Origin of the sequence: Rhizobium sp. BK313 (genome assembly GCF_014193655.1) — a bacterium.
Lineage (GTDB): Bacteria > Pseudomonadota > Alphaproteobacteria > Rhizobiales > Rhizobiaceae > Rhizobium.
The window spans coordinates 1,148,253-1,169,897 of the sequence record NZ_JACHZQ010000001.1; the positions used below are offsets into that span (position 1 = coordinate 1,148,253).

16 protein-coding genes are annotated in these 21,645 nt (G+C 60.0%); 8 read left to right on the top strand and 8 right to left on the bottom strand.

Annotated elements, in window-relative coordinates; genetic code table 11:
• Positions 1-15: 15 nt before the first annotated feature.
• Complete coding sequence (locus FHT86_RS05445) at positions 16-711, bottom strand: fumarylacetoacetate hydrolase family protein (RefSeq protein WP_133705860.1); 696 nt, start codon at positions 709-711, stop codon at positions 16-18.
• A gap of 242 nt (positions 712-953) precedes the next feature.
• Between FHT86_RS05445 and FHT86_RS05450 the strand changes: the two genes are divergently transcribed.
• Together FHT86_RS05450 and dusA are read left to right on the top strand one after the other, a co-directional pair.
• Entirely contained in the window at positions 954-1,925 is a 972-nt protein-coding gene (locus FHT86_RS05450; RefSeq protein WP_133705861.1) for a DMT family transporter, read from the top strand.
• A gap of 228 nt (positions 1,926-2,153) precedes the next feature.
• Positions 2,154-3,194 carry a tRNA dihydrouridine(20/20a) synthase DusA gene (dusA, locus tag FHT86_RS05455; protein ID WP_133705862.1) on the top strand — a complete coding sequence of 347 codons (1,041 nt, stop codon included), beginning with the start codon at positions 2,154-2,156 and terminating at the stop codon, positions 3,192-3,194.
• Positions 3,195-3,440: 246 nt separating this feature from the next.
• Here the strand turns inward: dusA and FHT86_RS05460 are convergent, their stop codons facing one another.
• Positions 3,441-3,653: a cold-shock protein gene (locus FHT86_RS05460; protein ID WP_028752932.1), complete on the bottom strand. Its 213-nt coding sequence runs from the start codon at positions 3,651-3,653 to the stop codon at positions 3,441-3,443.
• A gap of 743 nt (positions 3,654-4,396) precedes the next feature.
• Between FHT86_RS05460 and FHT86_RS05465 the strand changes: the two genes are divergently transcribed.
• The 3 genes from FHT86_RS05465 to FHT86_RS05475 all read left to right on the top strand — a co-directional run bounded on the left by FHT86_RS05465 (position 4,397) and on the right by FHT86_RS05475 (position 9,290).
• A complete protein-coding gene (locus FHT86_RS05465; protein WP_133705863.1) occupies positions 4,397-6,049 on the top strand; it encodes an alpha/beta hydrolase in 1,653 nt (550 codons plus the stop codon).
• A gap of 104 nt (positions 6,050-6,153) precedes the next feature.
• Positions 6,154-7,359, top strand: coding sequence for a succinylglutamate desuccinylase/aspartoacylase family protein (locus tag FHT86_RS05470; RefSeq protein WP_133705864.1), 1,206 nt, complete (start codon positions 6,154-6,156; stop codon positions 7,357-7,359).
• A gap of 590 nt (positions 7,360-7,949) precedes the next feature.
• Positions 7,950-9,290: an FAD-binding oxidoreductase gene (locus FHT86_RS05475; RefSeq protein WP_133705865.1), complete on the top strand. Its 1,341-nt coding sequence runs from the start codon at positions 7,950-7,952 to the stop codon at positions 9,288-9,290.
• A 369-nt stretch (positions 9,291-9,659) separates the two neighbouring features.
• On the opposite strand, the gene FHT86_RS05480 is transcribed toward FHT86_RS05475, so the two are convergent.
• On the bottom strand, positions 9,660-10,583 hold the full coding sequence (locus FHT86_RS05480; RefSeq protein WP_133705866.1) for a LysR family transcriptional regulator: 924 nt from the start codon (positions 10,581-10,583) through the stop codon (positions 9,660-9,662).
• A 163-nt stretch (positions 10,584-10,746) separates the two neighbouring features.
• On the opposite strand from FHT86_RS05480, the gene FHT86_RS05485 reads away from it, so the two are divergent.
• Positions 10,747-11,565: an alpha/beta fold hydrolase gene (locus tag FHT86_RS05485; RefSeq protein ID WP_133705867.1), complete on the top strand. Its 819-nt coding sequence runs from the start codon at positions 10,747-10,749 to the stop codon at positions 11,563-11,565.
• Between the two features lie 498 nt (positions 11,566-12,063).
• Here the strand turns inward: FHT86_RS05485 and uvrB are convergent, their stop codons facing one another.
• The gene (gene uvrB, locus FHT86_RS05490; protein ID WP_133705868.1) at positions 12,064-14,877 is read right to left on the bottom strand and encodes an excinuclease ABC subunit UvrB; all 2,814 of its coding nucleotides are present in this window, start codon (positions 14,875-14,877) and stop codon (positions 12,064-12,066) included.
• A 290-nt stretch (positions 14,878-15,167) separates the two neighbouring features.
• Between uvrB and FHT86_RS05495 the strand changes: the two genes are divergently transcribed.
• Complete coding sequence (locus tag FHT86_RS05495; protein ID WP_133705869.1) at positions 15,168-16,418, top strand: MFS transporter; 1,251 nt, start codon at positions 15,168-15,170, stop codon at positions 16,416-16,418.
• 53 nt (positions 16,419-16,471) lie between these two features.
• Here FHT86_RS05495 and FHT86_RS05500 read toward each other — a convergent pair whose 3' ends face one another.
• Positions 16,472-16,984 (bottom strand): hypothetical protein, encoded by a 513-nt coding sequence (locus tag FHT86_RS05500; protein ID WP_312862262.1) that lies wholly within the window; start codon positions 16,982-16,984, stop codon positions 16,472-16,474.
• A 312-nt stretch (positions 16,985-17,296) separates the two neighbouring features.
• Between FHT86_RS05500 and FHT86_RS05505 the strand changes: the two genes are divergently transcribed.
• On the top strand, positions 17,297-18,232 hold the full coding sequence (locus tag FHT86_RS05505) for a phytanoyl-CoA dioxygenase family protein (RefSeq protein WP_133705870.1): 936 nt from the start codon (positions 17,297-17,299) through the stop codon (positions 18,230-18,232).
• 16 nt (positions 18,233-18,248) lie between these two features.
• Here FHT86_RS05505 and FHT86_RS05510 read toward each other — a convergent pair whose 3' ends face one another.
• The 3 genes from FHT86_RS05510 to FHT86_RS05520 all read right to left on the bottom strand — a co-directional run bounded on the left by FHT86_RS05510 (position 18,249) and on the right by FHT86_RS05520 (position 21,603).
• Positions 18,249-18,647, bottom strand: a complete 399-nt coding sequence (locus tag FHT86_RS05510) for a tetratricopeptide repeat protein (protein ID WP_133705871.1) — start codon at positions 18,645-18,647, stop codon at positions 18,249-18,251.
• A 96-nt stretch (positions 18,648-18,743) separates the two neighbouring features.
• On the bottom strand, positions 18,744-19,922 hold the full coding sequence (locus tag FHT86_RS05515; RefSeq protein ID WP_133705872.1) for an SEL1-like repeat protein: 1,179 nt from the start codon (positions 19,920-19,922) through the stop codon (positions 18,744-18,746).
• A gap of 88 nt (positions 19,923-20,010) precedes the next feature.
• Positions 20,011-21,603 carry an SEL1-like repeat protein gene (locus FHT86_RS05520; RefSeq protein WP_133705873.1) on the bottom strand — a complete coding sequence of 531 codons (1,593 nt, stop codon included), beginning with the start codon at positions 21,601-21,603 and terminating at the stop codon, positions 20,011-20,013.
• Between the last annotated feature and the right edge of the window lie 42 nt (positions 21,604-21,645).

Below are 21,645 nucleotides of genomic sequence, written 5' to 3' on the forward strand. Positions count from 1 at the left end.
CGCATTTCTCCTCGATCAAACGACGTTCAGCACCAGCGTCGCGACGCCATCGACGGCGCAGCTGATCTTGTCGCCGCGCGTAACAGGGCCGACGCCGGCCGGGGTGCCGGTCATGATGACATCGCCGGGCGCCAGCGTGAACAGTTTCGACAGCTCGGCGATGATCTCAGGCACCTTCCAGATCATCTGCGACAGGTCGCCCCTCTGCGCCGACTCGCCGTTGCGTATCAGCCAGATACCGCCCTTGTCGGGATGTCCGACGCGCGTTGCCGGGACGAGAGCGGAAACGGGGGCAGAGTGTTCGAAGGCCTTGCCGATTTCCCAGGGGCGGCCGAGCTTCTTGGCTTCGCCCTGCAGGTCGCGGCGGGTGAAATCGATGCCGACGGCATAGCCGTAAATGCAATCCAGCGCCTGATCGGCCGGAATGTCGGCGCCGCCGCTTTTCAGCGCGATCACCAGCTCGACCTCATGGTGCACATCCGACGACAACGACGGATAGGGGAAATCGCCATTCGGCAAAAGATTGTCCGGGTTCTTCTGGAAGAAGAAGGGCGGTTCGCGGCTGGGGTCGTGGCCCATTTCGATCGCGTGGTCGGCATAATTGCGGCCGACGCAATAGACGCGGCGGACGGGGAAAGATGCGGTTTCGCCTTCAATCGGCAGTAGGACGGGTGCGGGTAGGGGGATGACGGTGGCAAACTGTTCGGTCATGATATTCTCTTCAAATAGTTCGTCTGCTGCCGGAAGATCCATGCCTTCCGACTCCAACGGCAACCTAGCACCAATGGAGTGGGGGGGAAAACCAACCTTCGGAAACGTTTTGGTGTAAAGCGTGGCGCAGAAGGGTTTTGCGTGTCCACTGACACCCTGAGAAACGATGGCTGGACATTTGCCGTAGCCTCTGCGAACCCGCTGATCTGTGCAGACGACGGGAACTGTGGCATAACTAAACCATGGCGATAAATGTCTTGGGGGTTCATACCGATCAGGTTAGGACGGCACAGGCGACGGGCAATTCGCTTTCGGTCGCCTATTCCGTGGCGGTCCTCTGCTGGCTGCTGTCGGCCGGCGTCTATATCGCCGCAAAATGGGTCTCTCACGAAATGCCACCCTGGGCGCTCTGCTTCTGGCGCGTGGCGATCGCCTGGGCCATCCTCTTGCCGATCGTGCGCCGGCATTTTGGCGCCATGGTTGCGCTTGCGAGGGCTCGTCCGCTGGAACTGCTCTGCATTGGCGGAATCGGGCTTGCGATCTGCCAGGGCCTGCTCTTCACCGGCCTGGAACATGCGGATGCCACAACAGCCGGCATTATCATGGCTCTAATTCCAATTATCACGATGATCCTTGCCCGCCTCATTCTGGGCGAGCCGATGGGAATATGGCAGGTGACGGGATCGATCATCGCCTTCCTCGGGATCGTGGTCATCGTCGTCAAGGGCAGCCCGGCGGCATTGATGCGCCTCGATATCAATCCAGGGGAGCTGTGGATCGTCGCCGGCTCTTTCTGCTTCAGTCTCTACACTGTTCTGCTTCGCCGCGCGAAATTCGATATAGAGCGCCTCCCGCTGTTAGTGCTGCTCTTGGGCGCCGCAGTGCTCACGGCGCTGCCTTTCTACCTCTGGGAGCTCGGTTCCGACGAGCGCACGGCGCTCAACGGCAATGGGCTGATCGCGCTCGCCTATGTGGCGATCCCTGGCGGAGCGATAACCTATTACCTCTTCAATCGGAGCGTTGAGGCGCTGGGCGCGGCGCGCGCCGGCGTGCTTCTTTATCTGCAGACAATTTTCGTCGCCATACTCGCCTATCTGATCCTCGGCGAGCAATTGCAAACATATCACCTCGAAGGGGCGGCGATCATCATCGTCGGCCTTCTTCTCGTCACCTTGCTGAAGCCGAAGACCGAACCCGCGGCAGCAAAGCCTTGAGGCTCAGATATTGGCGGCGGCGTTGGTGATCCCACTGCAACACCTTTGCTGGGCGACCATTTGCGGCAGGCTGTGAACTTTGACGCCGTCTCGCTTTATTCCTATCTCTGCTGTATATCGCCTTTCGAAATCGTGCCCATCCTGTTGCTGCACGCCTTTTAAGGTCGCTTCGACGCAGCGATAGAAACTTGGAATGGGCCAAACAAAGTTTATGCGAGCAAACTAGACATGACCAAATCGGCAGAAAAGCCCGGAGTGCAGGCGGATAGCCTTTATGGCCGCAAGCCCGTTTTCGCCGTGGCCCCGATGATCGACTGGACGGATAGGCATTGCCGTTTTTTGCACCGGCAGATCAGCCGCCACGCGTTGCTCTATACCGAGATGGTGGTGGCGGATGCGATCATTCATGGGCCGCGCGACCGGCTGCTGGGTCATGACGTCAGCGAGCATCCGGTGGCGCTGCAGCTCGGCGGCTCGGATCCGGACAAGCTTGCGGAAGCGGTGCGGATCGCCGAAGCCTATGACTATGACGAGATTAACCTCAATGTCGGCTGTCCTTCGGATCGCGTGCAGTCGGGCACCTTCGGCGCCTGCCTGATGCTGACGCCGGAGACGGTGGCGGCTTGTATTGCGGCGATGAAGGCGGTTTCCAAGGCACCGGTGACGGTGAAATGCCGGATCGGCGTCGATGAGCAGGAGCCGGAACAGGCACTGCCGGAGCTGATCACTCGCGTGCTCGACGCTGGCGCCGATGCGATCTGGATCCATGCCCGCAAGGCCTGGTTGAAGGGTCTTTCGCCGAAGGAAAATCGCGAGATCCCGCCGCTGGACTACGATATCGTCTACCGGATGAAACAGCGTTGGCCGGATGTTTTCATCGGCATTAATGGCGGCATTCAGACGCTGGATCAGGCCGAGGCGCATCTTGCCCATGTCGATGGCGTCATGCTCGGCCGCGCCGCCTATCAGAACGCCGCCATCCTCGCAGATGTCGATCACCGCTTCCATGGCGAACCGTCCGTCGAGCCGGATTGGACCGACCTTCGCGACCGGATGATGGCCTATACGGAGCGCCATATTGCCAATGGCGGCCGCCTGCAGCATGTCGCCCGCCACATGGTCGGCCTCTTCACCGGCCTGCCGGGCGCGCGCCGCTATCGCCAAATCCTCTCCACCGATGCCAATAAGCCGGGGGCAGGGCCGGAGGTGATCGCGGCGGCATTTGCGGCGGTGGATTTTATGGGTCAGAGCGAGCGGGTGAGTGCGTAAGGCACGGACCCCTCACTTGCAATTTCTAAACTGGTGAAATTGCTTTCTCGCCCGCCAGGGGCGAGATGGGGTTCCGCATTTGCCGCACGCGCCGGCCCTTCGCTTTGGGCTCCGGGCGTTCGTCGCTGCAATCGACCCACTGGGTCGATTGCTTCGGCTGTGCCGAACCGCTCCTCACCCACAAACGAAAAACGGCGCGGTTTTTGCCGCGCCGTTCAAAACCTTATCCGGGTAATCAACTAAGGCTTAGGAAGCCTTGATGTTGACAGCCTTCGGGCCCTTGCCCATGCGATCCGGCTCGGTGTCGAAGGTGACCTGCTGGCCTTCGCGCAGCGACTGGATGCCGGAAGCCTGGAGAGCGGAAATGTGGACGAATACGTCCTTAGCGCCGCCGTCCGGGGTGATGAAACCAAAACCCTTGTCCTGGTTGAAGAATTTTACGATGCCCTTGGTGGCCATTGGGATAGTCCTTTTCCCTACAGTCTGAGTATTCTGTCCGGGAACCTTCCCGGACGGCTTTGCCCCCGCGCCATGCGAAAGCCAGTCGAGAAGTTCACGTACGGGGAAAGAACGTCTACGCAGAGGATAAACCTCTGTAGGCTGCCTCGCGCAGTCGGCATTGCCAAATCAGTCCAGTCACCGGCATGCAAATGCCCGAGCGGCCATATGGGTGACAGGATTTGCGACAAAAGGCAAGGGGCAAAATTGTGGCGAGGCGGGAACGAGGCGAGATAGAGCGGGGATTTCAACGGGTTGGGGAGGTGGTCCATATCCCTGATGATGGCGTCCTTGTTCCACTTTGATACTACGTTCAGCGGGAGTTATTCGAGCAACGATCGACGGCATGGCTTGGTGAAGATTTGTTCGCCATGAGCTCATTTGAATAACGGCCGAGACTATCCTTGCACAATCATGGTCCGCTTGGCGGCATCAGCCGTCACTAGAGGAGGCGGCCAGAACGAGCCCTATTTGCGAAGGCCTGACTCTCAATCGAGTAGCCTCCTGGCTCGCCGGGACTTCCGGCAAGGTCAAACCGCTCTCAAACATCGGACTTCCACTCGGGAAGCAGATTCTGAGGAACGCAATATGACCCGATCTGATCTTGCGATTTGCCGAATTGAGCAGACGAGAATACTTTACGTCTTGCACATATTAATCGTTAATGGCGAAATATTTCATCCTCAGAGAAGCGAAGCGACTGTATGCGTAGCTGGGTGATAAAGTTCTGGCGCTCGCTTTCTGCCTGCGGCCTCGTCGCGGGTACGCTGTTCTTCGTCGCGTCTCTTACGCCGACCCTCATTCCTCGAACCTATCTGACCCAGGGCGTGCTCTCCGGGGCATGTTTCGCCGTCGGTTACGGCATAGGGGCCGCATGGCACTGGCTGTGGGCTTATATGGAGCTTCCGGAACCGCGTGAGCGGCTTTTGCTTGTTCTCAAGATTGCTGTCACGGCCGCATGTGCCGTCGTCGCCATAATGTTCCTGTGGCAGACTGCAGGATGGCAGAATTCAATCCGTCAGCTGATGCAACTCGAGCCTGTGACGAGCGCACACCCGTTTGAAGTCTGCATCATCGCGATCGTCACGTTCCTGGTGCTCGTCGCGCCAGTACGGCTCTTCAAGCGCATCTCCCGTTTAATTTCAGAAAGGTCGGATCGTTTCGTCCCGCGCAGGGTTTCGAAGGTGATCGGCTTCGCTGTCGCGATACTGTTGTTCTGGACGATCGCGAACGGCGTGCTCGTCCGCTACGCGCTGCACGTGGTCGATTCGTCTTTCGCGACGTTTGATGCTCTAATCGAACCGGATCGAGCGCAGCCGACAGCTCCACTCAAGACGGGCAGCGCGGCTTCCCTCCTCAGCTGGGAAGAACTCGGACGGGCGGGGCGGGAGTTCCTTGCGACGGGGCCTACCGCGGCGGAAATAAGCGCCTTCACTCAGACGGATGCGCTCGAACCCATCCGGGTCTATGTCGGGCTTCGGGCGGCCGATACGGCGGACGAAAGGGCGCAACTCGCCGTCGAAGAATTGAAGCGTGTCGGCGCCTTCGAACGCTCGATACTCGTCATCATCACGCCGACCGGCTCCGGCTGGATCGATCCCGCGTCGATGGACACGCTCGAATATCTTCGCCATGGCGACGTGGCAAGCGTGGCTCTGCAGTACTCCTATCTGTCAAGTCCGCTGTCGTTGCTGGTCGAGCCGGACTACGGCTCGGAGGCGGCAAGGGCTTTGTTTGCTGCCGTCTATGAATACTGGACGACGCTCCCTCGGGATAAGCGGCCAAAGCTCTATCTGCACGGTCTCAGCCTCGGTGCGATGAACTCCGAAAAATCGATGGAGCTTTTCGAGATCCTTGGCGATCCCATTCAAGGGGCGTTGTGGAGCGGCCCGCCCTTCGAGAGCAGAATATGGCGCAACATGACCGAGCATCGCAATGCCGGCTCGCCGGCTTGGTTGCCGCAGGTCCGGGATGGTTCGTTCGTCCGCTTCATGAACCAGAACGGCGACGCCGGTCCGGCAAACGCGCCTTGGGGTCCGATGCGCATCGTCTACCTCCAGTATGCGAGCGATCCGATTACGTTTTTCGATTATCGCGATCTCTATCGTCGTCCCGAGTGGATGGATGCGCCACGCGGCCCGGACGTCTCGCCGGAGCTGCGGTGGTACCCGGTCGTGACGATGCTGCAGCTGGTCATCGACATGGCCGTCGCGACCAATACGCCGATGGGCTACGGTCATGTCTTTGCACCCGAACACTATGTGGACGCATGGCTCGCCGTGACGGATACACAGGGCTGGTCTGCCGACCAGATCACGCGATTGAAGCAATATCTTGCCGCTCGCGGCAGGAAGTGATCGCTGGCCGCGACGAGTGGCCTATGCGAGCGGTTTGGTGATGAAAGTCTACGCATTCAGCATTCGACTTTAGCTTTTCACACGACATAAGGGAGACCCTAGTCATGTCGGACAAACCTAGAAAAGGCCTCGATCGCCGCGATCTGTTAAAGGCCTCCATTGCCACGGTCGGCGCCGCGGCCGCACTGGCGGCCAACGCGGGCTCCGTGAACGCCCAAGCCTCAACGACTTCCTCTGCCGGCCAAGCATCGGGTGCGTCACAAGCGACGGTTTATACCGGCGATGTGATCCAGGGGACGAAAGTCGTCAGCGCGCTCGACGTCAACGACCTGGAGCCCGGCAAGAAGCACCTTTTGTATTTTCAGGGCGTAGAGATGCCGACCGGGCAGCACTGGTATGTGTCTGTCATCGTCGCCAAGGGAGCGAAGCCGGGCAAGCGCGGCGTCCTGACCAGTGGCGTGCATGGCGACGAGATGAGCTCCATACATACGGTCCAGGCCGTGATGAACCAGCTCGATCCGGCGCAGATGTCGGGCACGGTCATGGCGGTCACCGACGTGGCACGCCCGGCCATGGAAAGCATGCAGCGCAGGTGGCCCAATCAGGGCAGGGGCATTGATCTGATCGATATGAACCGGGAATGGCCTGGGAACGAGAATGGTCTCACCGCGACCAGCCGACACGCCGGGCTGCTGTTCAACCGGCTGTTGCGGCCGAACGCCGACTTTGCGATCGACTTCCACACCGGAACAACCGGATTCGAAGTCTCCGCATTCAATATTGCAGAGATGGACGTACCCGAGATCAAGGCGATGGTGGAGCTCTATCCCGTCGGCCAGATCTTCGATAACCCTACATATCCCAGTGTCCTGCATAACGCGTTTATCGCCGTGGGCATCCCGTCCTTCTGCCCGGAGATCGGGGCTGCCCGCCACCTGGACATCGAAATGATCTCGCTCTTCGTGGAAGGCACGATGAACGTCCTTAGGCATCACGGCATCGTTGCCGGGCCGATGGGCCGGACAGGCAAGGACGTTAATGTCTTCATCGGCAACAGCGCGTTCCCGATCCTGGCAACCCAGGGCGGGATCGTCGAGCATTTGGTCAAGCTCAACGACAAGGTCGAACCCGGACAGAAGCTGGCCATCCAGCGCAACAGCTTCGGCGAAGTGGTCGCGGAATATACGAGCGGCGTGGCCGGAGAGATAACGGGCCAGCGCAGCGATGCAATGTCCGAGCCCGGCAACCCCCTGGTATTCATCCTCTTCCACAAGGTGGCGCCAGAGGGCGTTGAGTCCTATCCCGAGTGAGTTCACATCCTGTCGAAGCGGCTTAGGCGAACTGACGAGGCTGCTTGGCGCTGCCGGCATTGGCACATCAGGCCAGTCACCCGGATGCAAATGTCCGAGCGGGCATATGGGCGACAGGACAAAAGGTAAGGGGCAATATTGAGGCGAAGGGGAATGACGCGAAATAGGGTTGGAATTTCAAGTGGTTGGAATGTGATGCATGCCCTCATGATCGCCGCATTTGTTTCGTTTTTGGCACCACGTTGCAGCGGGGAGTTATGCGAGCAGGGATCGACGGTATGGCTTTGGTGACAATTTGCTCACGATGAGCTCAATAGTCGCGGAGGTTATCCCTGCACAATCATTGTCCGCTTGGCGCCATTAGCGGCCGTTCAAAGTAACGAAGTACCACTCTTGAGCCGAACCTGGGACACAGCCATCACGATGTCGATAAAGGTCGGCAACTCAGGGTGGATCGCATGGCTTGCCCGTTGCCGACCTCGACCTCGCATAGCCGCCAAACCCCTATTCGCATATCCTGTTTTGCGCATGCAGCGGTCGTCATGCCGTGTTATATGGTTAAGCTTGCGATCTCAGCCGGGGGGCGGATCATGTCGAGCTTGCTTCTGAGGGAAATCGCGGCCGGGCAGCTCGACGGAGAGCTCCTGACCCCGACGCATTCCAATTACGATCAATATCGGCGGGTCTGGAACGGCATTGCGGACAAGCGTCCGGCCGCGATCGTCCGGGCGCGAACGGTGCGGGATGTACGGGTCGCGGTGCATGCCGCAGCGGCCTCCGGCTCCCTCCTTGCCGTCCGCGGTGGTGGCCATAGCATTCCGGGCCTCTCGACCTGTGACGACGGGCTCGTCCTCGACCTGTCACCTATGCGGGCGATAAAAATGGACGTGGATGGGCGGACCGCCGAAGTTGACGGCGGCTGCCTTCTCGGCGATCTCGACCGGGCCATCGTCCCGCACGGTTTTGTGGTGCCTGCAGGCGTCATTTCTCACACCGGTGTCGCCGGCCTAACGCTCGGCGGCGGCATGGGCTGGGCGAGCCGCAAATACGGCCTCACGATCGACAGCCTGCTCGGTGCGGAGATCGTCACGGCCAAGGGTGACGTCGTGTGGGCCGATGCGGCATCCGATCCGGAGCTCTTCTGGGGCATCCGGGGCGGCGGCGGCAATTTCGGCGTCGTGACCCGCTTTCTCTTCCGAATGCACAACCTCGGTCCCGTTGCCGTCGGACGCTGGACTTACCCGCTGGCCAATGCCGTAGATGGCCTTCGCCGTCTTCGCGACCTGTCGCGCACGGTGCCGCGCGATCTCACCCTGAATTTCACCCTGTCCGGTTCGGAGCTCACCATAACCGTCGTCTGGCTGGGAGATCGTGGGGGTGCGGAACGGGCGCTGGCGCCCTTCGGCTCTCTGGCCGGAACGGGGCACGGCGGCATGACCGCCATGACCTTCCTCGATTTGCAGAGCCGCAATGACGAACTCTTCGCATGGCTGCGGCGCTACTATGTGAAAGGCGGTTTCTGGCGCGACATGAACGAGGCTGCCATTCCGCACATGCTCCGCCAGATCGCAGATGCCCCGACGGACGATTGCGAGATCAGCGTGTTGATGCTCGGCGGTGCGGTGCGCGATGTGGCTGAGGAGGCCACCGCCTATTCCGGACGTGAAGCTAGCTATTACTGGCTGACCGAGCCGGTCTGGGACGACCCGTCCGAAGACCCTTCATGCATCGATTGGGGCCGCCAAACAGCCCGCGACTTGGTCGACCCCTCGATGGAGGGAAACTATGTCAACGAGCAAGGCGATGTCGATTCCGGGATCGCCGTCGAAGCTTATGGCGCGACCAAATATCAGCGTCTGGCGCGGCTTAAGCAACGTTTGGATTCCGGAAACCTTTTCCGGCTGAACCAGAATATCAGCCCCGCAGCCTGACTTTTGGAGTGCATGTACAACAAGCCACGCCGACCGGTCCTGTCGCTTCCACGAGGAAGGGGCTGTGGCGCTGCGACATGATGAGGCGCATAGAAGAACGGACGCTAGGGTCAATAGCAGCCGAGACACCACGGCTGCTTTGCGCCAAAAGCAGACATGCGCTCCCCACGAAGCGGTGACCGATTTGGGGCCGGGAGCGGTCTGTCCGCATTCGAGGACCAAACTGCGATAGCGGCCATTCATCAATCGATCAGAGGAGTTGCTCGGTGGATCGGAAAAGTCGAGATGGGTCGATACCCAAAATTAGAGAATGCTGAACAAAATTCGGGAGCGCGCCAACAAGTAGAAATCGCAGGAGCTTGATTGCTACTATGGAACTTCAGCGTAGCGGATGATGCTCTGATTTTGTACGTTGGCGACTAATTCGTCAGAACGAGACAAAAATCGGCGGAGCAAAGGTGAGGAATTTGAATCGTTGTATCCTAAGGTGAGATCAATTGTCGGAGGCATACCCTCAAGTGCTCTAGCAACGACATTTGGCGTCAGCATATTTTGCGCATAAAGCGGAATAAGCGTTATTCCACCTGTAGACACGACGAGCGACATTGCTGATGGTAAGCCGTCACCTTCGTACTCTGCCTTGAGGGTAATCCCAACCTTCGACGCGTACTCCTGGATCACGGATTGCAATACCGGAGAAATTCTAGCCGAACTGACGTAAGTTTCGCGGGCAAGGTCCTGCGGTCGGATCTTTTTGCGCGACGTCAAGCGATGGTCCGCCGGCAGCACGGCGATCAGTGGCTCCTTGGTTAAAAACTTAAAGGACACACCAACACTCTGCGTCTCGGGGCGAAGGAAAGCGACGTCCAGCTTGCCTCGCATCAGTGCCAGAGCCAGGTCCGGGGAAGACTGACTGGACAATATGATTTCAACCTCCGGCGCTTCCTCACGAATAATGCGCAATGCATGGGGTAGCCACACGACCTCTTGCCCTGCGAGAAAACCGATAACGAACGACTGCTTCTCCGGCCGTTCTGCCCGCCGGGCCCCTTCCGCAGCCGCCTCGACTTGCAATAACGCCAGACGCGCGTGATCAAGAAACACTTTACCGGCGGCGGTGAGCGTCACGCCGCGCGGCTGCCGCTCCAGCAGTTTTACTCCGACTTCGGTTTCCAGATCGCGAATTTGCCTGCTGAGTGAGGGCTGGGAAGTGTTTAGCCGCCGCTCGGCTGCGGTCAGTAAGCTTCCCTCCTCCGCAACAGCAACAAAATAGCGCAAATGCCTCAGTTCCATCGGGTCCTCGCTATACCTTTAAGGCATAGCTCGAACCTACAAGGTATTTGTCTTTCATATAAGGGGGGATTTAGTTGACGTCGCAATTTTGGGATATGATCAAACGCGCCTCACCGGAGGTATTTCCCAATCAACTGTGTCCAATCGGAGAAGGAGCGACTCGATGCCTACAATCACTACCGCGGACGGCGTAAACATCTTCTACAAGGACTGGGGCTCAGGCCAGCCGATCGTTTTCAGCCACGGCTGGCCGCTGTCGGCGGACGACTGGGACGCCCAGATGACCTTCTTCCTTCGCCACGGCTATCGGGTGATCGCCCACGACCGGCGCGGCCACGGCCGGTCCGACCAGCCCGGCACCGGCAACGACATGGACCACTGGGTTGCCGACCTCGCGGCCCTGACCGAGCACCTCAACCTGCGCGACGCGATCCACATCGGCCACTCCACGGGTGGCGGTGAGGTGGCTCGCTATGTCGCCCGCCACCCGGAGCGCGTCGCGAAGGCCGTACTGGTCGCTTCCCTGACTCCGAACATGTACCGGAGCGAGGAAAACCCGTCCGGTCAGTCGCCGGAGTGGTTCGAAGCGATCCGCGCGGGCGTGCTGGGCAACCGGTCGCAGTTCTTCCGGTTCGTCCCTGAGAACCCGTTCTACGGTTACAACCTCGACGGGGCCGAGCCTTCGGAGGCGATCATTGCGAACTGGTGGCGCCAGGGCATGGCCGGTGGTGCCCTGGCTCACTACGCGACTGTCGACTCTTGGCTGGAAGATTATACCGAAGACCTCAAGAAGATCACCGTGCCGGTGCTGGTGATGCATGGCGAGGCCGATCAAGTCGTCCCCTTCGCAAGTTCCGTGCCGCGTGCGGTCGACCTGCTCAAGAACGGGTCGCTTAAGACCTATCCAGGCTACCCCCATGGTATGCTGACCACACATGCGGATGTCCTCAACCCCGACCTGCTCTCGTTCATCAGGTCTTGACGACATCGACCGGACCTCGGCCGGACGTTCTGTCACCCGGCAGTGCCGGGTGACACCTGTTGGTGCTAGTACGTGGAGCGTTCCCGGAGGGTGCTTCCGACAGTGACAATTTGCTTGGTGCGAAGCGAAAGATACGACTTGTCGCGCTTAAATTTTTCGTTGCGGTGGCCGATTACTCCACCGGCCGAAATGGCTCGGCATCTCGGCTTCGACATCTAGGAATTAAGAGCGGGGGGATGTCCGTCGATTTAATGTCGGAAGTACCACCAGCTTCCGAAGTGCTCATTATAGGCTCGTTTTTCGGCTTCCGCCTTTAGGTAACTTCAGGCTGGCGTTGCTTTCGTCTTTGAGTTTTATGGCGCTCAGCTCGATGGCAGCTTTTGGGACACTGACATGGTGTCTGAACGGGTGAAATGGGGGCGCGAAGCTGTCCTTTAATGGCTAGACTGTCAATGTCCGCTATGGGTCCGAAAGCCGCCACAAGAAACTGAAAAGCCCCTACCTCCCAGGCCGCCCCGTCTTCCCCTTGGTCCGGCCCTTCCTCTGCTTCTCATCCACCGCATCCTCATAGGACCCGACGCCCGGCTTCGCTCGGATGATCGGCTTGTCCGGCACCTTGCCGATCACCGGCTTTTCCGTGCGCCCGACGGTCATTTCGTCGAGGGTGTTTTTGCGGAAGAGGGGTGTGCCGGCGTCGCTGCCAGGCCCCATTTCGTCCAGGTTGGGCTTGGCGAAATAGGAGGTCGATTGATCGGCATTTTCGATCGTCGCGCTCGGTCCTCGGCTCGCGCTGCGCTTGGCCGGCGATGACGATCCCTTGCTTTCCAGGCTCTTTGCCTCTTCCCGCGCCATCGGATCGTCCATGACGGCCAGTTCGGCGGCCTTGAGGCGTTTGATTTCGTCGCGCAGGCGGGCGGCCTTTTCGAAGTCGAGGTCGGCGGCGGCGTCGCGCATGGCTTTTTCCAGCGCGTTGAGGTGGGTCTGCAGGTTGTTACCGACGAGGTGGCCGCCATCGGCAAAGCCCTTGCCGGAGGCGCCGCCGATGTCGGCGCGGACATGGTCCTTCTCATAGACGCTGTCGAGAATGTCTGAGATCTTCGCCTTCACCGATTCCGGGGTAATGCCGTGTTCCTCGTTATAGGCCATCTGCTTTTCGCGGCGGCGGCTGGTTTCCTCCATCGCCCGCTTCATCGACCCGGTGATATTGTCGGCATAGAGGATTACCTTGCCGTCGACGTTACGCGCGGCGCGGCCGATCGTCTGGATCAGCGACGTCTCCGAGCGCAGGAAGCCTTCCTTGTCGGCGTCGAGGATGGCGACAAAGCCGCATTCTGGAATGTCGAGACCTTCGCGCAAGAGGTTGATGCCGACGAGCACGTCGAAAGCACCCAGACGAAGATCGCGGATGATCTCGATGCGCTCCAGCGTGTCGATGTCGGAATGCATATAGCGGACACGTACACCCTGTTCATGCAGATATTCGGTCAGGTCCTCGGCCATGCGCTTGGTCAGCACGGTGCAGAGGGTGCGGTAGCCCTTGGCGGCGGTTTCGCGGATTTCGCCGACGACGTCGTCGACCTGGGTGCGGGCAGAGCGGACCTCGACCGGCGGGTCGATCAGGCCGGTCGGGCGAATGACCTGTTCGGCAAAGACGCCGCCGGATTGCTCCATCTCCCAGCCGCCCGGCGTTGCCGACACGGCGATCGTATCCGGGCGCATGGCGTCCCATTCCTCGAAGCGCAAGGGACGGTTGTCCATGCAGGAGGGCAAGCGGAAGCCGTATTCGGCCAGCGTCGCCTTGCGCCTGAAGTCGCCGCGATACATGCCGCCGATCTGGCTGACGGAGACGTGGCTCTCGTCGATGAACAGCAGAGCGTTATCGGGGATATATTCGAACAGGGTCGGCGGCGGCTCGCCGGGGTTGCGGCCGGTGAGATAGCGCGAATAGTTTTCGATGCCGGCGCAGGAGCCGGTCGCTTCCAGCATTTCGACGTCGTAGCGGGTGCGCTGCTCCAGGCGCTGCGCCTCCAGCAGACGGCCGGCCTTTTCCAGCTCGGCGAGCCGGATCTTCAGCTCTTCCTTGATATGGCGGATAGCGCCGTTCAGTGTCGGGCGCGGGGTGACATAGTGCGAATTGGCGTAGATCTTCACCGATTTCAGGTCGCCGGTCTTCTGCCCGGTCAAGGGATCGAATTCGGTGATGGCGTCGATCTCGTCGCCGAACATGGAGATGCGCCAGGCGGCATCCTCCAAGTGGGCCGGGAAGATTTCGATCGTGTCGCCGCGGACGCGGAAGGAACCACGAATGAAATCCATGTCGCGGCGCTTGTATTGCTGCGCCACGAGGTCGGCCAGCAATTGCCGCTGGTCCAGCCGGTCGCCGACATTCATCTGAAAGGTCATGGCCGTATAGGTCTCGACCGAACCGATACCGTAGATGCAGGAGACCGAGGCGACGATGATGCAATCGTCGCGTTCCAGCAGCGAACGTGTCGCCGAGTGGCGCATGCGGTCGATCTGTTCGTTGATCGAGGATTCCTTCTCGATGAAGGTATCCGAGCGCGGCACATAGGCTTCTGGCTGGTAATAATCGTAATAGGAGACGAAATATTCGACCGCGTTGTCCGGGAAGAAATTCTTGAATTCGGAATAGAGCTGAGCGGCCAGCGTCTTGTTCGGCGCCAGGATGACGGCGGGGCGCTGCGTCGCCTCGATCACCTTCGCCATAGTGAAGGTCTTGCCGGAGCCGGTAACGCCGAGAAGCACCTGGCTGCGGTCGCCATTTTCCAATCCTTCGACGAGGTCGCGGATCGCGGTCGGCTGGTCGCCGGCGGGCTCATAGTCCGAGACCATGCGGATCGGGATGCCGCCTTCGGATTTGTCCGGCCGGGCAGGGCGATGCGGCGTCCAGATCTTGCCGTTCTTATGCAGCGGATTGCCGCTCTCGATCAGTGCCGACAGCGCCTCGACCGTCGCGGTGACTGCGGTACCGGCATTGGCGGCATTCTCCAGTGACGTATCCATACCCGCGACCGGATTAAGACCTGCCGCAGCGCGCGTCTTCGGATCGGTTGAGCCGCCCATGGAGGTGCCGCGCGCCGACTTGGAGGCGGCGATTTCCACCTTCTTGCGGTGCTTGCCGGCTTTCGAGGCGATCTGCCGCTGTGTTTCCACGCCGGCCGCCTCGGCGTCCGCTTCGAGCTGCTTGACCCAATCGGCGACGCTGCCGCTGAGCGGCGCGCCTTCAAACGAGGCTTGCGGCGCCTCTTCGAAACCAGTCGGGGCGGGGAAATGTTTCGGTGATTTTGCCATGGGCGGAATATGGAGGGAGTCAGTGCGGATGTGAAGGGGGGAAGAGTACAAAAGGGAAACAGACAGTCGATTTTTCCGCTGGTCGATCACGCGAAATGTGATGGAACCCTCGCTTTGCAAAGGCGTTGGCGTAGGCTGCCCCAGCCATCCGCCGCACTCATTCCGCGAGGGCGGGAGGAGGAGCCCGCCGCAGCGTCGAACCCGCCTGGCGAGAGTGCCGGGCTCCCACCTTGCTTCGACGGCATCCGGAATTGCCCGCCTCGCCGCCGCCATCCGGTCGGAGGACCATGATGTCAGCATTGGATAGTTTACGCTCTTTATCCCCGCAACAACGCAATACCGTCATCGCGGCCTATCTCGGCTGGACGCTTGATGCTTTCGATTTCTTCATATTGGTCTTCGTTCTCAAACATATCGCCGACGAGTTTCATACCGATGTCCCCGCTGTCTCGGTGGCGATCTTCCTGACGCTTGCCATGCGGGCGGTGGGTGCGCTGATCTTTGGCCTCGCCGCCGATCGCTTCGGCCGGCGGATAACGCTGATGGCGAATGTACTGCTTTATTCTATCTTCGAGTTCTTAACCGGTTTCTCGACAGGGCTGACGATGTTCCTGATACTACGGGCGCTCTTCGGCATCGCCATGGGCGGCGAATGGGGTGTTGGCGCCTCGCTGACGATGGAAACCGTGCCGGAGGACTCGCGCGGCATCGTGTCGGGCATTCTGCAAGCCGGCTATCCTTCCGGCTATCTGCTGGCTTCGATCGTGTTCTTCCTGCTGTTCCCGATCATCGGCTGGCGCGGCATGTTCATGGTCGGCGCTGTGCCGGCGCTGCTGGTGCTCTACATCCGCCGCAGCGTGCAGGAATCACCATCCTTTCTTGCGCGGCAGGCGAAGCCCCAGCGGCCGTTCCTTACTGTCCTGCGAGAAAACATTCCGCTATTCCTGTGGGCAGTCCTACTGATGACCGCCTTCAATTTTTTCAGCCATGGCACACAGGATCTCTACCCGACCTTTCTCGAGGCCCAACGGCAGTATGACAGCTACACGGTCGGCGCCATCGCCATCGTCTACAATATCGGCGCGATGATCGGCGGCTTGTTCTTCGGAGCGCTGTCGCAACGCATCGGCCGGCGGCGGGCGATCGTCATCGCTTCGGTGCTGGCAATCCCGGTCGCCCCGCTCTGGGTTTATGCGCATGGGCCGGTGCTGCTCGCTGTCGGCGCCTTCCTGATGCAGTTCTTCGTGCAGGGCGCCTGGGGCATCGTGCCGGTACATCTCAATGAGCTGTCGCCGGACGAGGTGCGCGGCACATTCCCCGGTTTCGCCTATCAGCTCGGCAACCTGCTCGCATCCGGCAATGCCACGATTCAGGCGGGCCTGGCGGCGCATTGGAACGGCGACTATGCCTTCGCGCTGTTGATCGTATTGATCATCGTTGCCGTCGTCGTGGCATTGTTTTCCGGTTTTGGCTTCGAGAAGAAGGGCATCCGCTTCGGCGGGAAGGGGATGGAGGAGTCCCGAGGCGCGATGCCGATCTGATCGCCGCCCCCGTCGAAGCATGGCCGGCGGCTCCGCGCCGCCGGCCTCCAGCCTTACTTGCCGCAGATCTCGGAAATCTTTGCCTGCGCAAAGCCGCGGGCCAGTTCCTGTAATCCGCCCACTTGAGAGATCAGGTCGCCAATCGGGCCGCTGACGCCGACATGGGAATCGGTGATCCTGCAGGCGCCGGCATCGACGGTCACTGAAGCCTCGAGCTGCCCTTTGACCGTCGCCTGGACGATACCGTGCGATTTGCAGGCGAGATCGGCGCGGGCGTTGATCTGCACACCACCGGGGGCGCTGCAGACATCGAGCGATTTGACCTCAAATTTTTCCTTGTGGTCTAGTCCCGGCAGTTTCTTGCAGGGGTCGGCCTCGTTGACCGATTTCTCGATCTGCGGACCGAACTTGCTCTGCAGCACCGACCAGCAAGAGCCGGGCGCGGCCTGAGCCTGCGCGGACGTTGTGGGCAAAGGCGAGAGCGGCAGGGCGAAGGCGATAGCCAGCAATCCCATGCGAAGCGACGGAAAGAGTGAGGAGGGCAGTGCAGCGGATGTTTTGATCACGACGGTCGATTCCTGGCGGCTAAGATAGGACGCTATTTGCGGTGGTACTCTTCCATGTCTCCGGCCGATGTAGCAATCCCGTATCTGCGGCAAAGGTGAGGCGCGGCGGTTCAGCCCTCATCACTTTGCAGTCGCTGAAACGGTCATAGAGCGCTTGGTCGCGCCAGACGATTAGGAGATATATCCACCAGACGAAGCCAAAGAGAAGGAAGCGCTAGGCAGCGAAATCCATTCGTCTTATGATTCGGACGATGTGTCGGCCCAGCCTTTGAGGAGAGGCGCCGGCGAATGGTGCATTCCGGGAGGGTTGAGATGTCGGGTTCGTTGCGTTCTGTGCTGGATGAAACAGTGTCCGGGTTGGCACCGCTTGAGGCTGATGGCAAGATCCTGTCGGTGGCGCAGAACCGCTTCGGCTATCTCGAACCTACAGATGCCGCGACCGATGTAGCGACGCTTCGCGAGCAATATCATGAGCATGGCTATCTCTGGCTCAAGGGATTTCTGAAGCGACAGGATGTGCTCGATTTCCGCGCCTGGGTGTTTGCGCATCTGATGGAAACCGGGCTTCTTCAACCTGACTCCGATCCCATGACCGGGCTCGCCGCCATGGGAGAAGCCGACAAGGCGCTGGCCGACCGGCGGCTGATGTCGCTGGTGCGTTCGGTGGCCTATGAGGGCTTCTGCACGCAGCCGCGGCTCGCTTGCTTCATGGACGAATTCCTGCAGGGCATCTCCTATCTGCACAAGCGCAAGATCATGCGCTTCACCCGGCCGAATACCAGCGCCGTCACCCCCGCGCATTACGATCTCGTCTATCTGCGCGGCGGCACGAGCCGCATCGTCACAGCCTGGATTCCGATTGGCGACATTCCGATCGACATGGGCGGCCTCGTCTATCTCGAGGGATCGCATAGGATCGGCGCTGACATGGAGAAGGAGTTCGCGATCAAGGGCGCATCGCTCACGCCGGAGGAACGCGTCAGCGCCTTCAACAAGAACATGACCGAAGGCGGCTGGGTCTCCAAGGATCTGCCCGATATGGCTGAGCGCTTCAATACGCGCTGGCTCGCCGCCGATTACGAGGCCGGCGATATCATGCTGCACAGTCCCTACATGATCCATGCGTCCACGACCAACCGCGACCCGCTCGGACGCCTGCGCCTGTCGACAGATATCCGCTACCAGAATGTCGAGGACGAAATCGACGCCCGCTGGAGCAACCATTGGAGCCTGGGGGACATGCTCTAGACGCGAGCGTTCTTACTCAATTCATTTGATCGAGAATACTCTGCGCCGGCGCATAACCTTGAGCAGCGGCTTTCCGGAACCAGCCTATCGCCGTATTGCGGTCTCTCGTGACGCCATCGCCGCGGAGATAAGCGAAGCCGAGATGGAATTGCGCCTTGGGCAGACCTTGATCGGCCGCCTTGGCAAACCAGGCAATGGCCTGGGCATAATCCTGCGGGACGCCTTTTCCGAGCGCATAAAGGCTGCCGAGCCCATCTTGCGACACCGCATCGCCTTTGTCTGCCAAAGGCTGCCAATAGGCGAGGGCACTGGCATAGTCGCCCTTGTCATAGGCGGCTTGCCCTTCGTCCGCGTGTGCATGGAAGGCGACTGAGAGCGCTAGCGTCAGTCCGAGGCCTATCTGTCTGAGCCGCATCCGGCGATCTCCCATCCATGATTCCTGTTCGGGCAAGACCTAAGCGTAGCGGAGTGTCGGCGCAAGGCTGGGAGCGGCTTCGTCCATCCCGTCATCTCAAATCGGGATGCCCTTCTGCAACGGCCTGTCCTTGTTGTCATCGGGCTCATTGTCGTTTCGGCCCATCGTCTTGGCTTTACGGAACCATTCGAAGGATTTTGCCCAATCGACCGGTACTCCGTCGCCATCGCGGTACATGACGCCAAGGTTGAAGGCTGCGTCGGCATAGTTTTGTGCGGCCGCCTTCTCGAACCAGTCGACCGCCTGGGGGCCGTTCTTGGCAACGCCTTCGCCATCGCGATACATCACGCCGAGATTGTATTCAGCGTCGACGTCATTTTGATCCGCCGCCTTGCGGAACCATATGATCGCCTGGGCATCGTCTTCGGCAACTCCGTCGCCATCGGCATACATGGCGCCGAGATCATATTGCGCATCGGCATCACCTTGATCGGCTGCCTTGCGGAACCATGAGATAGCTTGATTGCCGTCCTTGGCCACACCTTCTCCGTCGCGATACATGATGGCGAGATTATATTCCGCTTCGATCTTGCCCTGATCTGCCGCCTTGCGGTACCAGGCTACAGCCTCTGCATTGTCCTGAGGCACGCCGTCGCCTTCGTCATACATGATAGCGAGATTGTATTGCGCGTCGGCATTGCCCTGGTCGGCGGATTTGCGATACCAGCCGACGGCTTCGCTCTTGTCCTGAGTCACACCATCCCCATTGTCGTACATGACTCCGACATTGAACTGCGCATCCGCGTCGCCCTGCTTGGCTGCCTTGCTGTACCAGAGGAAGGCTTGCGCCTTATCCTGGGTCACGCCTTCGCCGTTGTCGTACATCAAAGCGAGGTTGTATTGCGCGTCGCGATAGCCTTGCTCCGCGGCCTTGCGGTACCAGACGATGGCCTGAGCGTCATCGGTTGCGACACCTTCGCCTTCGTCATACATGGTTCCGACGTCGAACTGCGCCTCGGCACTGCCCTGGTCGGCCGCCTTACGGTACCAGTTGAGCGCCTGCGTGAGATCCTTCTCGACGCCATCACCCTCCTCGTACATTTCGCCGAGTTTCAGTTGTGCCGCGGCGTCGCCCCTATTCGCAAGGGGGCGCCAATAATCCAGCGCCGCTTTGTAATCGCCCCGGTCATAGGCGTCCTGCCCAAGATCCGCATGCGCAATGCCAATGGATGACAGAGCAAAAAGCAGTCCGATGGCCATCCTCTTGAAATGCACGACCTACCCCTCAGCTCGTAATCTCTTCATATGAATAGTAAAAGCGGCAATGGGCGCGGGCGAAAAACGTCCGCGCATCGTTGTCTTCCTATGGCAACAGCGTCGTCAGCAATTGGAGAACCACCCAGCCCGGTGCTTCGCCTTTGCCGTTCGTCTTGACGGGTTCTTCGCTCTCCGGGCCGATGTCCTTGAGCGGACCGTCGCTATTGGCGGCCATATAGCTCAGGTTATATTGCGCTTCCGACAGTCCTTGGTCTGCTGCCTTGTGGAACCAATCGGAAGCCAGGTTCGTATCCTTGGGCGCGCCGTAGCCATTGTAGTACATGTATCCCAAGCGGTATTGGGCGAGGGCATCACCTTGCTCGGCCGCCTTGCGAAAGAGGTCGGCGGCCCGGGTATAGTCCTTAGGAACGCCGTTGCCGCTGTAGTAGAGATAGCCGAGGGCGCATTGGCCCTCCGAATTGCCCTGGTCGGCGGATTTGCGATACCACGCAGCCGCTTCGGCCTTGTCCGACAATGTACCCTGACCATTGCCATACATCTGGCCCAGCGCATATTGCGCATCCGAGCGGCCCTGGTCGGCCGACTTGCGGTACCATTCCAGCGCCTTGCCGTAATTCTCGGGAAGGCCGCGGCCGCTGGCGTACATGAAGGCGAGGGCGTATTCGCCTTGCGCGTCTCCTTGCTTGGCAGCCTTGCGATACCATTCGACCGCAACATCATTATTTACCGGTACGCCCTGACCATTGGCATAGAAGTAGCCGACGGCATATTGGGCATCCGCGCGGCCCTGCTCGGCCGATTTGCGGTACCATTGCAGCGCCTGCTTATAGTCCTGCGGAACGCCGAGGCCGCTCGCGAAGCTGTAACCAAGCGCATATTGCGCGTCGGGGCGGCCCTGCTCCGCAGATTTCGTATACCAGGAGTAAGCCTGTCCATCGTCCCGATCCACGCCTCGGCCGTTGGCATAGGCGTAGCCCAGCGCATATTCGCCCTGTGCATCGCCCTGGTCGGCCGATTTTTGATACCATTCTACAGCCTGGCTTTGATCCACGGCTGAGCCAAGGCCGTTATCAAACATATAGCCTAGCGCATATTGCGCATCGCTGCGCCCTTGGTCGGCCGACTTGCGATACCAGCCGAGCGCGATCGTATCGTCCTCGCGCACGCCGAAGCCATGCGAATACATGTAGCCAAGGGCATACTGCGCCTGCGGTTGGCCGTGGGCGGCGGATTTCTGATACCAGCCGACCGCCTGCTCGTTGTCGACATCCATAGCGCGGCCATTGGCATAGGAATAGCCGATAGCATATTGCGCATCGGCATTGCCCTGCTCGGCGGCCTTGCGGTACCAGGCATTCGCTTGTTCCTGGTCCTTATCGATGCCGCGGCCGTTGGAATACATGTAGGCGAGGGCGTATTCGGCCTGGGCGTTCCCCTGTGCTGCCGCCTTTTGGTACCATTCGAAAGCCTGCGTATCGTCATGTTCGACGCCCTGGCCGTTGGCATAGCGATAGCCGAGGCCATATTGGGCAGCCGCATTGCCCTCTTTTGCGAACTGCACCCAATATTTCAGCGCGATCGAGGTATCGCCCGGTCCTGGCGCGGGATCATCGGCATAAGCAAACGGAGCCAGTGAAAGAGCAAGTGCCAATCCAAAAGCAAAGCTGTTGAGCTTCAAAGGTACGTCCTCCCGCCTGCAAGCTGATATTCAAGGGTTGTA

Bases quoted from the DNA above. Each gene is read 5' to 3' on its own strand.
- FHT86_RS05470 (WP_133705864.1), top strand. From the start codon at position 6,154: ATGTCGGACAAACCTAGAAAAGGCCTCGATCGCCGCGATCTGTTAAAG.
- uvrB (WP_133705868.1), bottom strand. From the start codon at position 14,877: ATGGCAAAATCACCGAAACATTTCCCCGCCCCGACTGGTTTCGAAGAG.
- FHT86_RS05480 (WP_133705866.1), bottom strand. From the start codon at position 10,583: ATGGAACTGAGGCATTTGCGCTATTTTGTTGCTGTTGCGGAGGAGGGA.
- FHT86_RS05495 (WP_133705869.1), top strand. From the start codon at position 15,168: ATGTCAGCATTGGATAGTTTACGCTCTTTATCCCCGCAACAACGCAAT.
- FHT86_RS05445 (WP_133705860.1), bottom strand. From the start codon at position 711: ATGACCGAACAGTTTGCCACCGTCATCCCCCTACCCGCACCCGTCCTA.
- dusA (WP_133705862.1), top strand. From the start codon at position 2,154: ATGACCAAATCGGCAGAAAAGCCCGGAGTGCAGGCGGATAGCCTTTAT.
- FHT86_RS05510 (WP_133705871.1), bottom strand. From the start codon at position 18,647: ATGCGGCTCAGACAGATAGGCCTCGGACTGACGCTAGCGCTCTCAGTC.
- FHT86_RS05450 (WP_133705861.1), top strand. From the start codon at position 954: ATGGCGATAAATGTCTTGGGGGTTCATACCGATCAGGTTAGGACGGCA.
- FHT86_RS05485 (WP_133705867.1), top strand. From the start codon at position 10,747: ATGCCTACAATCACTACCGCGGACGGCGTAAACATCTTCTACAAGGAC.
- FHT86_RS05465 (WP_133705863.1), top strand. From the start codon at position 4,397: ATGCGTAGCTGGGTGATAAAGTTCTGGCGCTCGCTTTCTGCCTGCGGC.
- FHT86_RS05460 (WP_028752932.1), bottom strand. From the start codon at position 3,653: ATGGCCACCAAGGGCATCGTAAAATTCTTCAACCAGGACAAGGGTTTT.
- FHT86_RS05475 (WP_133705865.1), top strand. From the start codon at position 7,950: ATGTCGAGCTTGCTTCTGAGGGAAATCGCGGCCGGGCAGCTCGACGGA.
- FHT86_RS05505 (WP_133705870.1), top strand. From the start codon at position 17,297: ATGTCGGGTTCGTTGCGTTCTGTGCTGGATGAAACAGTGTCCGGGTTG.